Source organism: Oligoflexia bacterium, from assembly GCA_035326705.1.
In the GTDB taxonomy this organism is placed as follows: Bacteria; Bdellovibrionota_G; JALEGL01; order JALEGL01; family JALEGL01; genus JALEGL01.
In genome coordinates this window covers 44453-58157 of sequence record DAOLES010000010.1, presented here as the reverse complement: position 1 = coordinate 58157, position 13705 = coordinate 44453, and the positions used below count along the sequence as shown (strand labels likewise).

Genomic DNA, 13705 nt, shown 5'->3' with positions numbered 1-13705 from the left:
CAAACAAAAACCACGTTTTTTGTTTGCAAGGGAAAAGCGATTTTCCCTTTAAGAAACAGAGGAGAAGGTTGTTTTTTAAAAGATCAAATGAATTAGTTGGCGTTGACTTAGGGTCAAGTTCAATCAAGTTAGTAGCGCTTGAGAAAGTTGCTGATAATCAGTACCATCTTAAGCATTTTAGGATGTTGCCATTGCCTAAAGATACAATCATCGAGGGTGCAATTATGGATAGTGCTATGGTGATTGATACAATTAGTAAGTTGTATGAACTAGAAAATATAAAAGAGAAAAATGTAGCAACGTCAATCAGCGGTAACTCAGTGATTGTTAAAAAATTGGTGTTGCCACAAATGAGCATAGATGAGCTGGAACAATCCATTCAGTGGGATGCAGATCAATACATACCCTTTGACGTGTCTGAAGTAAATTTGGATGTTAAAATTTTAAAGGAAGCTGGCGAAGGCGCTGGCTTTGACGAGATGGAAATCCTGCTTGCAGCAGCAAAAAAAGAAGTGATTGCAGACTATGTTAGTGTGTTTGAAGGGGCCTCTTTAAAGCCGGTGGTGATTGATTTAGATGTTTTAGCAGTGGGTAACATGTTTGAAGTAAACTACCCAGAATTTTTAGATAGAACAGTGCTTGTGGCCAATATTGGGGCAAGTATGACAAATATAAATATTGTTGGCCAAGGAAGCTCAAAGTTCACAAGGGATGTGCCTTTAGGTGGGGTTAACTATACTTCAGATATTCAAAAACAATTACAAGTCAGTTTTGAAGAAGCAGAAGACCTTAAAATTGGCGGTAAAATTAATATGGAAAACTCAGAGTCCATCGGTAATTTATCTGAAAGTAATGAAGTTGGAGCTATCTTGCATGCAGTTTCAGAATCTATAGCAGTTGAAATTCAACGTTCGATTGACTTTTTTGCTTCTCAGGCAATGTCTGAAGATGTTTCAGCCATTTTTTTAACTGGTGGAGGCGCAAAGTCCCCGGGTTTAAAAGATTCTATAATGCAAAATACCGAGCTACCAACTGAAATTATTGATCCTTTTAAATCAATTTACATTGATGGTGCAAAGTTTGATGAAGAGCAAATTAAAGACATTGGTCCTGTAGCTGGTGTTGCTGTTGGTCTAGCGTTAAGGGAAGTTCTTGAACTATGATTCGCATTAATCTTTTACCTACAAAAGCAAATATTAGAAAAGAAAATGCATTGTTTCAACTTGGAGCAGGCGTTGTCACCTGTGTTTTTTTAATCATTGTATGTTTTGTGGTTAATAAAACTTACGATAGTAAAATTAAAAAACAACAAACAACCATTGCAGATTTAAAAACAAAAATTAGTCGATTAGCGAGCATTAAAAAACAAGTGGAGGACTTTAAAAAGAAAAAGCAAGATCTAGAGAGTAAAATTAAAACAATTGAAGATTTGGATAACAGTAGATCTGGTCCGGTAAAGTTATTAGAAGAGTTTACTTATGTTTTGCCGGAAAAAGCTTGGTTAACGGAGTTTAAAGAAAACAATAAGCGATTAGAAATATCTGGAGTTGCAGTTGATGGGCCAACTGTATCGCAGTTTGTTGATCAGCTCAATCAGTCAAAGTTTTTTCAAGATATAAAATTGGTTCAAGTTGAACATGGCCAAAGGCCTGAGGCATCGTTTAAGCGTTTTAACATTGTATGTAATGTAAATTATAATATTGAAAATAATGAATCAACTGAAGGGGGTAAATCATGAACCAGTTCCTCGCTCAGTTTGAAAAACAACCTAAAGCATTAAAAATGGGGGTGCTGTGCTTTTTACTGTTGGTTATATTGTTTGTTGAGTATCAATTTTTTATTTCGTCGAGAAATGCTGAAATAGATAAAAATCAAAAAGAAATTTCTAAATTAGAAAAAGAATACAGTGAAAGTCAAGCTATAGCAGATAACCTTGAAAGCTTTATTGCCCAAGTTGCTTTTTTAGATGAAGAGTTGAAGAGAGCTTTGTTGTTGTTGCCAAATGAAGAAGATATTCAAGGTGTTTTAAGAGCTATTTCAAAGGAAGCCAACGTCACCAATGTTCGTTTGATAAGTTTTAAGCCGCAAAATAGGGCCAATAAAGGGTTTTATGCGAGCTTGACCATGACTATAAAGTTTGAAGGTAGCTTTCATGATATAGCAAAGTTTATTGATAGAGTGGGCAAGTTAAAGAGAATTATCAATGTTTCTGATATTGTTTTTGAACGAGTTGCAGACAAAAGCCTAACCGTAACGGCTAAAGCTACAACCTATATGTTTGGGGGTAACTCGTGAAGCAAATCATAGAGTCTATGTTTCGTTTTGTTTTACCAAGCGCTTTTGTGTTGTTAGCCGCTTGTGGTGAAAAAGTTTCTAATGGCAATGACCCAAATCAAGCTAATAAAAATCCTCAAGTCAACGTTGCTAAAAAACAAGAGTTAATTCAACCTTCAAGCCGTTTTGGAACAGAAAAAAATGTTTATTTTTATGATCCAGAAGGAAAAAGAAACCCTTTTGAACCGTACAACCTTAAACAAGACAATGTGGTGAATATTGTTGAATCACCGTTAGAAAAATACCAGTTGGCGGAGTTATCTTTAGTTGGAATTATTTGGGGAATTGCTGATCCAAGGGGAATGATTAAGGCACCTGACGGTGAAACATATGTTGTGAGACGGATGTCAAGAATAGGTCGTAATAAAGGCAAAGTTGCAAGAGTTGCCAGAGATAGTGTTTATGTAGAGGAAGAGTATCGTGACCCTGCTTCGGGTAATATTGCCTTAAAAGAAACTAGAATTGAGTTAGAAAAAGATAATGTAGATGCTTTATCTGGAGGACTGAAAGCTGATGATTAGAGTTAATAAAAAGTTTGTTATTAAAAAAGCTGGTATTGCATTTGCGGTTGGTTTTTTTGCTTTATGGGGTTGTAGTCAAAGTAAACAAAAAATCTCTGATATTAAACAGCAGAAAAAAATAGAAACAGGTGTAACACAAATTAATGGTCTTAAAAGTTTAACGCTACAAGATAATGAAGGTCATCTTGTTATTAAATTTGAAGCGGAAAAAGCGCTTTCACCTAATATTTTTAGACTTTCTGACCCACAAAGAATTGTGGTTGACTTAGTGAACACGCGTAATTTACTCAATGACAGTGTTATCAACTCTACCAGTAATGTTGTTAAAGAGGTTACGGTCAACGAGTTTAATGACAATAATAATATTTTAAGTCGAGTGGTCATTGTTTTAAATAAAAATGTTGAATACGAAGCACATGCGTTAAGCAATGGTCTGGCGTTAAAAATATTGGCTCCAAATGTAAGAAATACTTTGCCACAAGAAAATGATAATCTGTCCATTGCTGAGTTTTCTCTTATGGAGAACCTAGATCAAGACAATGTACAAACACCCAAAACAAATCAAACTGGATTCCAATCAAAAATAACCTCTGCCAATAAAAATCAATTGATTAAAATATTATCTCGTCCGCAGATAGATGGAACAGAGATTGAGTTGATTTTTTCAGAGCCTATTAAAGAATATCATGACTTTTCTTTAAATGGACCAAACAGAATTGTGTTTGATCTCCAAGACGTTGAAAATGTGCTAACGGAAGGTAAAACAGTTTCTGTTTTAAGTGATGAAGTGTCTCAGATAAGACTGGGGGAAGCAAAAAATAAAACAAGAGCTGTGATTGATTTATCTGGGATTGATCATGCAACTTACAAAGTATCAAAAAGTGATAATAGGTTAAAAGTATATATCCCATCAAAAAGTATTCCTGATGTGGTGCCCACAATGAACAAAACAACTGATATTGCATCAAGGGATAAGATAAAAAATGAAAGTAAAGTAAAGCAAGATAAAACAAAAGATGCTGCGGTATCTATGGTGGCACTTGATAATACAGCTACAAGCACTCAAGTAAATAGTTCAGAATTAAAAGAAAACAGCTTTCTTGACCTGGCAGCAATGAATAGCAATGTTGTTTCTTCTCCAAACAATGCAACTAAAGTCAATAATGCAAAAGCTTTAGCATCTGTTAAGCGTCAAGAAAGTAAAACAACAACGATCAATCATTTGAATAGTTTGCAGTTAGAAAAAGACAAAGAACAAGCTTTATTAAAATTAGTATTGGATAATAATGTTGATTATGAAATACTTAACTCTCAACCTGATGTGCTAAAAATAGAATTGAACAACGTTGCATACAAAAAATCTAAGTTAAAAAAATTATTAAAGCAGCAAAACTATTCTGGCACAGCAATCAATGATTTAAGTATTAAAAAAGCGGACAAAAATAATATCTTGGTTGAATTATCTTTGAAAGATCAGGCAATTTTTGAAGTTGGAGAAGAAGAAAAAGGTTTGTTGGTTAGGGTTAGTCCTAAAAAGCAAGAACAAGAAGTTGTTGCGGATAATAGACTTTTGTTAACCAACAATGAAACGCTTGCACTAAATAATGTAGAAGATACAAACTCTTTATCAAAGTCAAATGCAAGACCACAAGAATCAAAAACTGTGGCCCGTGCAACACGTCCAGTTATTACTGATAATCAAAACCAAGTTGAGACTTTAGCGAATGACTTAATTGAGGTACAAGGTTTAGAGGATGATGTTAAGAATACTTTTCCTCAGGAACGGGTGATAGAGAATCCTTTGGGTTTAGAGGTTCAAGATAGCAATAAAATTAAAAATTATGCCTATGTAAAAGAAGAGTTCATGAGTGATACGATTGCTGATGGAGAGCCACTAAGTCAAATGGGATCAATCTTATCAGGTGCTGTTGAAGGAAAAAAATTCACAGGTAGACGCATTTCTTTAGATTTTAAAGATGCGGAGGTTAAAAGCATTTTTAAGCTGATTGCAGAGATTTCACAGTTCAATATTATTATTTCTGATGATGTTACAGGTAGAATTACAATACGCTTGGATGAGGTGCCTTGGGATCAGGCATTTGCAATTATTTTACAAACACGTGGCCTATGGTTTGAGAAGTATGGCAATATTATTCGTGTTGCGCCTGCAGCTAATTTGCAACGAGAAAAAGAAGCGGCTGCGGATGCTGAGAAAGCAGCAAAAGCAGTGAAACCTTTGGATATATTATTTAAGCCAGTAAGTTTTGCTCAAGCAGGAACTTTAGAAAAACAAGTAAAAAGTGTTTTAAGTGATAGAGGTACAGTAGATATTGATAGTAGAACCAATACCTTGATTATAAAAGATATCAGAGAGCATTTGGATAAAGCCAAAAGAATGATTGATATTTTAGATACGCAGACCCCACAGGTTACAATTGAAGCTAGAATTGTAGAGGCAACCACCACGTTTACCCGTTCATTTGGTATCAATTGGTCAGGGAGTGCTTCATTTACATCAGCAACTGGGAATCCAACAGGTTTATTTTTCCCCAACTCTATTGGTATACCCAACTTTGCTTTAAACTTTCCTGTAGAAGCTGGAGCAATTAATACTCAAGCAAATTTACGTTTAGGAAGTATCAATAATATTCTGGATTTGGATCTGGCTATTGCTCTTGGTGAACAAGAAGGTAACTTTAAGTTAATATCCTCACCTAAAGTAACGGTTTTGGATAATAGTTCTGCTACTATCTCTGCCGGTACACAAATACCTTATCAAACCCAAAGTGATAACTTAGGAACCAATGTTAACTTTCAGACGGCAAATACCAGTTTGACGGTTACACCGCATATCACCAATGATGGATCAATTTTAATGAGTATTAGTGCTACCCGTGATGAACCAAACTTTTCTGCATCGGTAGATGGAAATCCAACCATTGACCAACGTACAGCGAGTACAGAAGTTTTGGTAAAGAGTGGCAATACCACTGTTATTGGGGGGATATACTCAACATCCTCAGGTGGAAACCAGTCTCGCCTGCCTGTGTTACACCGCATTCCAATCATTGGGGCATTGTTTAAGAACTACAATAAAACGGTAAGACGATCTGAACTTTTGATTTTTGTAACGCCAAGAATTGTGGGAGATGAACGTAAAGCAATAAGAAATGTCAGGGAGTAAAAATATGAGAAGATACCGTACCTATTTTTTTAGTGTTGCTTTGATCACAGTCGTGGGGTTAATATTGGCTTGTAATCAGGGACCAATTGGTTACCGTGCTCCATCTGGATCAACAATAACTATTTCAGAAGCAGCGACATATAGCATAACTGCTGGAAACTCTGTTTCAGCACCTGTTTCTGGTTTAGTGACTGTTCCAAGCAGTTCAGCAGAAGGTGGTTCATTGCCTGGAAATAATATTTATGTAACGCTGACCTGTGATGCATGTGAGTTTATTGGCGGAGATGGATCTTCTCTTGGTACTTTTGTAGAGATGACCACAGACAGCTCAGGCATATACAGTATTGCAGTACTTTTACAATCACCTTTTCAATTTGGTTTAGATGAATATGATGCAACAGTAACAGCCAGTATAGGGGTAGCAAGTATTTCAACAAAGTTAACGGCAGTTGATCCCAACTAATGGTTAAAAGAATAGTATGGAAACAATTGAAAATAATGAATCTAATCATCAACAACGTTTAAGACAAACGCTCATCAATCAACCCAGTGTTGAAGCATTTTATGATTATGCAGACTCTTATAGAAGACTTGCTCAATATCAGCAAGCACTCAAAATAGTTGTAGATGGTCTTGGAGAATTTCCATTAAGTGTTCGTTTAAAACTTTTAAAAGCGCAGATCTACTTTGAGATGTCAGATCTAAATAACAGTTTAGAGACATACCATACAGTTGTTGAGTATACCCAAGACAATGCACATGCAATCAAAGCCATTGCCCAAATTTATATTGAACAGAAAAAATATGCTGAAGCTAAAGCCATGTTGCAAAAGCTAAAACAAGAAGACAAAGATGAAGATGCATGGGTAGAAAGAATGTTAAATAAAATCAATGCATCAAGTCAGGATATTGGGCGCATACACTCAAAAACACTAGCAAAATTGTATGAGCAACAAGGTTTTAGTCAAGAAGCAAAAAATGTTTATCAAGAAATAGGTGTAAATCATAATCAGGACTTAAGCAAGTTAGAAAAGCTAGAGATATGTTTAAAACGCATACAAGAAAGAAGGAAATCTTTATGAGTTTAGAAAAGGCACTGGAAGAAATATATTCAAATACTGAAGGCGTTGAACTGATTGCATTGTTGGGTTTTGACGGGGTGCCTGTTGTTTCTCGTGGTAATGAAGATAAAAAAACGATCTTGGAAGGTGAAGAGCTTAATAACGTGGTAGGGATGATTAAAAACATGTTAGAACACTCTCAAAAAGTAAATTTTGGAGTTTTTGAGCGCTGTTTGATTGAAGCAAAGAAGTATGATTTTTTTTTTCAAGTGGTGAATTATGAGTATTTTTTACTGCTTGTGTTGGAAAAAGCCCACAACATTGGAAAAGCTAGATATTTACTTAAAAAATGGACCCCACAAATTATCCAAGATTTATAAATGGATTGGACAATCTTGCTTTTTATGGTTATCAAAGCCCAATGAACTTAAAAGAACTCAAAGAAATTTTTAGGTTGATTGAGAAAACTGATTTTGCAGAAGTAGAAATTCAGAAAGATGAATTTTTTATTAAGGTTAACCGTTATAACAAAGATAACCTTGCAAAAGATGTTGTAAAAACAGCGGTCAATCCAGTTGAAGACGTTTCAAAGCTTACTCATGTTGTTGAAAACGCACCTGCAGCCACTAATAACGCTCCACATGAGAGCTCATTAGAAGCCAATGCAGGAAAATATATAACATCACCTTTTGTGGGTACGTTTTACGGCGCTCCATCACCAGATTCAGAAAATTATGTTAGCATTGGTTCAAGTGTAAAAAAAGGCCAAATTGTTTGTATTGTTGAAGCCATGAAATTAATGAATGAGCTGGAAAGCGAAGTTGAAGGAAAAATTAAAGAAATTTTGGTAGAAAATGGTCAACCGGTAGAGTTTGGTCAAAAGCTTTTTTTAGTTGATTAATTCTATGTTTAAAAAGGTACTCATAGCCAATAGAGGCGAAATTGCATTGCGCATCATCAGAGCATGTCGTGAATTAGGTATTGCCACTGTTGCTGTGCATTCAGAAATTGATGAGCAGTCACTGCACGTTAAAATGGCGGATGAGTCCGTGTGTATTGGAAAAAACTCTAGTAAAGACAGTTACTTATCAATGCATCAAGTATTAAGTGCAGCGGAAATCACCAATGCTGATGCCATTCACCCTGGTTATGGTTTTCTTGCCGAGAATGCTGAATTTGTAAAAATGTGTGAATCTTTTGGAATTAAATTCATTGGGCCAACGGCTGAACATATAGAGTTGATGGGAGATAAGATTGCTTCTCGAGAAACAATGAAAAAAGCGGGTATTCCCATGCTTCCAAGTGTTGAGCTTGAAAAAGAAGCTGATGATAAAGTTTATAAAGAAATTAAAAAAATGGGGTTCCCGGTTATCGTAAAGGCAACAGCCGGGGGCGGTGGAAAAGGAATTAAAATTGTCTACCATGAGAAAGATTTAAGAAATGCTATTAAAACAGCTCAAGCAGAAGCAAAAGCGGCGTTTAATAACCCAATTATTTTTATTGAGAAATATTTAGAAAAAGCCAAACATATTGAATTACAAATTGTTAGTGATGGCAAAAATATTATTCATTTAGGTGAGAGAGATTGTTCAATTCAAAGGCGCTATCAAAAACTGATTGAAGAAGCCCCATGTGCTATTTTACCAATTAAAAAAAGAGATGAGATTGGTAAAACGGTTGTCAAGGCCTTAAAAAAAATAGGTTATTCCAATGTTGGAACAGTAGAGTTTTTGATGGATGATGATTATAATTTTTATTTTCTTGAGATGAATACTAGAATTCAAGTGGAGCATCCAGTCACTGAGGCTATTACCGGCATAGATTTGGTGAAACTACAAATTGAATTGGCATATGGCAAGCCTTTGACTTTAAAACAAGATGATATCAAATTTAGAGGTCATGCCATAGAAATGCGCATAAACGCTGAAGATTCAGAAAAAATGCTACCTTCTGTGGGTACAATATCAGGTATACATATTCCAGGTGGCCCGGGTGTAAGAGTTGATAATGGCGTATATGATGGATTTTATGTCAGCCCGTTTTATGATTCTTTGCTGGCTAAGCTCATAGTAAGAGCAGATTCTAGAGAAGAGTGCATATCAAGAAGTAAAGCCGCATTAAAAGAGTTTTTAATTGAAGGTGTTGATACAAGCTTGAAACTACACCAAAAGATTTTATCAAGCGAAGCATTTAAAAAGTGTGAAACTTATACCAGATCTTTAGATAACCTATTGAAATAGTTTTTTATTTTTATCATTTCTTCAATCTAATGATATAGTATAGCTTGACGGTGAATCTTGTGAATTGGAGCGTTTGGGTTGTCATTTAATAGGAGTAAAAGCATAGCAAAAGCACAGAAACTTGTTCAAAAGGGCAAGTATCAAGATGCAATTGTTGAGTATGAAAAGGTTCTCGACGGTGATCCCAATGATATTCGTAGCTTGATGAAAATTGGCGATCTCTATGCCAAAATCAAAGATATCAATGGCGCCAAGAGAAAGTATATGAAAGTGGCTTCTCAGTATTCACAAGAAGGCTTTTTTTTAAAAGCTGTGGCTGTTTACAAGCAAATCCTAAGGTTAGACCCTAAAGCAATTAATCTTTATAGTGAACTGGCAGTCTTGTATGAAAAACTGGGGTTAAATGGTGAAGCAATAAAGAATTATGAATTGGCGGCTAGAGCTTATGAAGAAGCGGGTGATACCAAGAATTCTTTTGATATTTTAAGAAAAATTGCATTGATCAACCCAGATGAAGTTGCTTATCAACTTAGGCTGGTTGAAATGTATCTTCAGCATGGTTATATGAATGAAGCTAAAAACTATTCCTATGATATTATTAGGCAAATCCGTTTAAAAGGTGATGAAAAAAAACAGATGCTAATCATTCAAAAATTAGCAGATTTAAATTTAGCAGAAAAAGAAGATATTTGTTTTTTATGTGAACTGTACTTAGAAAATAGTTTTTACAGTAAAAGCTTAACGGAATTACAAAAAATATTTAGTCAATACAGTAATGATCAGGTTGTTTTAGATTTATTGGCCCTAACATTTAGTAAACTCAATCAAACAAAAAAAGCAAAGTCTATCTATAAAGAAATCATTAGAAGTTTACAAGAAAGAGACCCCAATCATCCAGATATTGAATACTATACAAGAAAACTTGATCAAATTGAAGATATTAACGTTGCGGATCATAGTAACTATATTGATATCACAGGTAATGAAAATGATATTCCGTCTAGTAATCAAGATGAACAAACATTTAGAAGATTTAAAGACGATGATAACAAGTTGGTTGAAGAGGTCAGTACTTATTTTGAATATGGTTTGTTAGAAAAAGCCATGAGCACCATAGAGAGAGTTTTAGATAGTGCAGATCATCCTGATGCAATCAAACAAAAACTATTAGAAGTAAAAGAGCGGTATTTAAGCCATCAGATAGACGAAGTTACTTCAGAAGAAAGCAAAGAAACAACTGATATTGAACGTAAAAATAGTTATCTAAGCAATAGCAGAGATGATTTTGCAGACCTGCTTGAAGAAAAAGAACCTGACACATCCGAATTTGAGTTTGACGATGATTTAAACATTTCTGTTAACTCTGATAATTCTGACAATGTAGAAGAGAAAAACAGTTTGTTGGCTTCATTTGAAAGAGATGAAACCGTTGTCATGGATGAAAATAAATTTTCTGTTGAGTATCATTCACATCAGGAGCAGAAGAATAAAGATGGTGATCTTTTGTTTGATGAAGACGAGGTAGTTGAGCGTGAGGTGACGTCTGAAATGCCTATAGAAGAGGCAGAACAAAAAGATATGTTCGATTTGCATGAAGCTTTAGAGGAAGAAATAGGGAAGCTGGATCTTGAGCTTGAAAATTTTGCAAGAACCAGCCATGCAAAACTATACTTAGAGTATGATGAGGTTCTAGCAGAGTTTAAAAAGGGTGTTCAAAAAACTATAGGTCAAGATGATTATGAAACTTACTATTATTTGGGTGTGGCCTATAAAGAAATGAATATGCTAGATGATGCCCTTGAGTGCTTTAATATTGCCGCTAAAGGCGATAAATATTTTTATAGAAGCCAAAATCTTATTGCCAGCTGTTATGTGCAAAGCAATGCATTGGATAAGGCTGTAAGCATTTATCAACGGTGCTTAAAAAATGTAGATTCTAGCTCATCAGACTTTTTGGGTTTAAATTATGAATTGGGTAAAATATACTTTCAAATGCAGCAAAAGGTAGAAGCCAAGGCTTGTTTTGAGAAAGTGTATGAAAAAAATAACCAATACAGGAGTATTGATTATTATATTAAGGCTTTAAGCTCAAATGACAATTCTATTGATAATGATCTCGATCAATTTTCATCAGTATGATATTAAGCTTGTATGATTCCATTTTTTACAATTCCGCCGCTTAAAATATTAGGTTTAGAGTTCCATGCATTTGGACTTTTGGTTGCAATAGGTTTTTTTGCAGCCACCCAATTGGCCATGCTAAGAGCAAAAAATTTAAAATTAAGTCAGGAAATTGTTTCAGATGCGTCCTTGATTGCTATTATTTTTGGTATTTTTGGAGCGCATCTTTTTCATGTGTTTTTTTATGAACCAGAATTATTAAAAAATCCTATCAATTTACTAAAGTTTTGGTCTGGTTTATCTTCATATGGTGGGATTATTACAGTAACCATTGCATTGGTTGTATTCTTAAAGCGTAAAAATAAACCCGTTTTACCTTATGTGGACATGTTATTTTTTGGCGGCTGTTTAGGCTTCTTTTTTGGCCGTATGGGTTGTTTTATTGCACATGATCATCCAGGAAATTTATCTGATTTTTTTCTTGCAGTTCAATTTCCAGGGGGTGCAAGACATGATTTAGGCTTTTATGAAATGTTGCTCTGGTTGTTTATATTTATTGTCATGTTAATCAAAACCAACAAAACCAAAAAAAAACCAGCATTTTGGGGGCAAGATTCTTTGATTGTTTTAAGTCTTTATGCGCCAGGCAGGTTTTTTTTAGAGTTTCTTAGAGCGCAAGATACAGGCCTTAGTTTTATGCCGGATGCGCGCTATTTTGGTTTAACCCCGGCACATTATGTATCGTTGACAGCCTGTGTTTTTTGTTTGTTGGCTTGGGGCTATGTTTTTTTTAAAAAACCATATAGTCATCAACTTAAGTCATAAAGGAGAAAGGGTTTAAACTGTGAAGCAAAATAAATATGCAGTCTGGGGGTTTATTGTTGCCTGTGGTATAGGCTTTCTAGATTCTTTGTGGCTGGTGGGAATGCACCTGAATAAAAGCTTGCAATCCGGCTGTTCGGTTAATTCTTTAATCAATTGCTCAGCCATCAATCATCCTACCTATTCACAATGGTTTTCTATTCCGGTTTCATATTTTGCAGTTTTGGTATTTAGCATCATTGCTGTTATGTTTTATCTGTGGCAAAAATCTTTAGAGAGTAACCGTAAAGAAGTCATAGAGAGTTTTATAAGCATCATGATTTGGCTATCTGTGGGTGCCATGCTGTATTTTGCGGCAATCACTGTGTTTATTATCAAATCTTTTTGTTTGTATTGTACAATTTTTTATATCTCTAGCATTGCTATGTTTGTTTTTTGGAAAAAACTATCTTCCAATACTAAAAGTCTATCAGAAAAAATACAGCTAACCCTTGCTTCAAAATATTTTTTTTACAGTGTGCTAGGCGCAATTTTTATGTTGCTGTTTGCAAAACTGTTTTTATTTAAAGAGCAACATGGGATTACTGAGAAAGTAAATCAAATAGAACTCAGCGGAGTATTAAGTCAAAGAACATTGGGTCAAATAAATGCCCCCATAACAATCGTAAAATATAGTGATTTTCAGTGCCCTGGATGCAAGCAAGCGGGAACATTACTTAAGAGCATAGCAAGGGAATCTAAAGGTAAAATAAAATTGGTATACAAATTCTATCCATTGGATTCAAAGTGTAATGCAAAAGTTCCGGCAGGAAGAGGCCATTTACAAGCTTGTCAAGCTGCGGTTTCTTCATTATGTGCGGCTGAACAAGACCAATTTTGGGCCTACCATGACCTTGTTTTTGCCAATCAACATAATTTAGACAGTAAGGTTTTTGAAGATTATGCAAAAAAACTTGGTTTGAATATGGATAGCTTTAAACAATGTGTTCAATCCTCAGCAGCCTATGATGTGGTTAAAAACGATGTGGCAGAGGGAGAAAGAATGAATATTAGCCACACCCCAACTATTTTTATCAATGGTAGAGAATATCAAGGTAGAATTACTCGTTCAGGGATACAAGAGGTTGTGGATTCTTTATTGCAATAAATATTATACGAATTATTTATTCTGCTTCTGAAAATAAAAATTCTTCTGCTTTTGTTAGTAGAAGTTCACGTGCTTCTTTTTTGAATAGCTGCAACTTATTCTCATTGATCAGCTTGGTTTGTTCTTCTATCCACATATCCCACGCTTGCGCAGAAATATGGTTTAAAACTTTTTGGCCAAAATCACCCGGTAGAGGTGCTTCTGGTAGAGCAGGTAAATTTTTTTTAAGTTTTTGACAGTGGATGATTTTTTCCATGTAGCTGTGATATCATAGT

At 34.9% G+C, this 13705-nt stretch carries 14 protein-coding genes; 13 read left to right on the top strand and 1 reads right to left on the bottom strand.

The annotated features are described in order from the left end of the window. Positions 1–68 precede the first annotated feature (68 nt). The 13 genes from pilM (at position 69) to PKC21_10270 (ending at position 13430) form a co-directional block, all read left to right on the top strand. The gene (pilM, locus tag PKC21_10330; protein HMR25737.1) at positions 69–1163 is read left to right on the top strand and encodes a type IV pilus assembly protein PilM; all 1095 of its coding nucleotides are present in this window, start codon (positions 69–71) and stop codon (positions 1161–1163) included. Next, on the top strand, positions 1160–1738 hold the full coding sequence (locus PKC21_10325) for a PilN domain-containing protein (protein ID HMR25736.1): 579 nt from the start codon (positions 1160–1162) through the stop codon (positions 1736–1738). The genes pilM and PKC21_10325 overlap by 4 nt, the downstream gene beginning before the upstream one ends. Further along, a complete protein-coding gene (pilO, locus tag PKC21_10320; protein HMR25735.1) occupies positions 1735–2295 on the top strand; it encodes a type 4a pilus biogenesis protein PilO in 561 nt (186 codons plus the stop codon). Before PKC21_10325 ends, pilO begins: the two co-directional genes overlap by 4 nt. Next, positions 2292–2855 carry a pilus assembly protein PilP gene (locus PKC21_10315; GenBank protein HMR25734.1) on the top strand — a complete coding sequence of 188 codons (564 nt, stop codon included), beginning with the start codon at positions 2292–2294 and terminating at the stop codon, positions 2853–2855. The genes pilO and PKC21_10315 overlap by 4 nt, the downstream gene beginning before the upstream one ends. Further along, the gene (gene pilQ, locus PKC21_10310) at positions 2848–6039 is read left to right on the top strand and encodes a type IV pilus secretin PilQ (protein ID HMR25733.1); all 3192 of its coding nucleotides are present in this window, start codon (positions 2848–2850) and stop codon (positions 6037–6039) included. Before PKC21_10315 ends, pilQ begins: the two co-directional genes overlap by 8 nt. 4 nt (positions 6040–6043) lie before the next feature. Further along, positions 6044–6502 (top strand): hypothetical protein, encoded by a 459-nt coding sequence (locus tag PKC21_10305; GenBank protein HMR25732.1) that lies wholly within the window; start codon positions 6044–6046, stop codon positions 6500–6502. 16 nt (positions 6503–6518) lie between these two features. Further along, positions 6519–7121, top strand: coding sequence for a tetratricopeptide repeat protein (locus PKC21_10300; GenBank protein ID HMR25731.1), 603 nt, complete (start codon positions 6519–6521; stop codon positions 7119–7121). Then, positions 7118–7480, top strand: a complete 363-nt coding sequence (locus PKC21_10295; protein ID HMR25730.1) for a hypothetical protein — start codon at positions 7118–7120, stop codon at positions 7478–7480. Before PKC21_10300 ends, PKC21_10295 begins: the two co-directional genes overlap by 4 nt. A gap of 41 nt (positions 7481–7521) precedes the next feature. After that, the gene (gene accB, locus PKC21_10290; GenBank protein ID HMR25729.1) at positions 7522–8001 is read left to right on the top strand and encodes an acetyl-CoA carboxylase biotin carboxyl carrier protein; all 480 of its coding nucleotides are present in this window, start codon (positions 7522–7524) and stop codon (positions 7999–8001) included. A gap of 4 nt (positions 8002–8005) precedes the next feature. Then, positions 8006–9340, top strand: a complete 1335-nt coding sequence (accC, locus tag PKC21_10285) for an acetyl-CoA carboxylase biotin carboxylase subunit (protein HMR25728.1) — start codon at positions 8006–8008, stop codon at positions 9338–9340. A 78-nt stretch (positions 9341–9418) separates the two neighbouring features. Then, a complete protein-coding gene (locus tag PKC21_10280; GenBank protein HMR25727.1) occupies positions 9419–11479 on the top strand; it encodes a tetratricopeptide repeat protein in 2061 nt (686 codons plus the stop codon). Positions 11480–11491: 12 nt separating this feature from the next. Next, on the top strand, positions 11492–12286 hold the full coding sequence (locus PKC21_10275; protein HMR25726.1) for a prolipoprotein diacylglyceryl transferase: 795 nt from the start codon (positions 11492–11494) through the stop codon (positions 12284–12286). Between the two features lie 19 nt (positions 12287–12305). Next, positions 12306–13430: a thioredoxin domain-containing protein gene (locus PKC21_10270; protein ID HMR25725.1), complete on the top strand. Its 1125-nt coding sequence runs from the start codon at positions 12306–12308 to the stop codon at positions 13428–13430. Between the two features lie 16 nt (positions 13431–13446). On the opposite strand, the gene PKC21_10265 is transcribed toward PKC21_10270, so the two are convergent. Continuing rightward, complete coding sequence (locus PKC21_10265) at positions 13447–13686, bottom strand: oxidative damage protection protein (protein HMR25724.1); 240 nt, start codon at positions 13684–13686, stop codon at positions 13447–13449. Positions 13687–13705 lie beyond the last annotated feature (19 nt).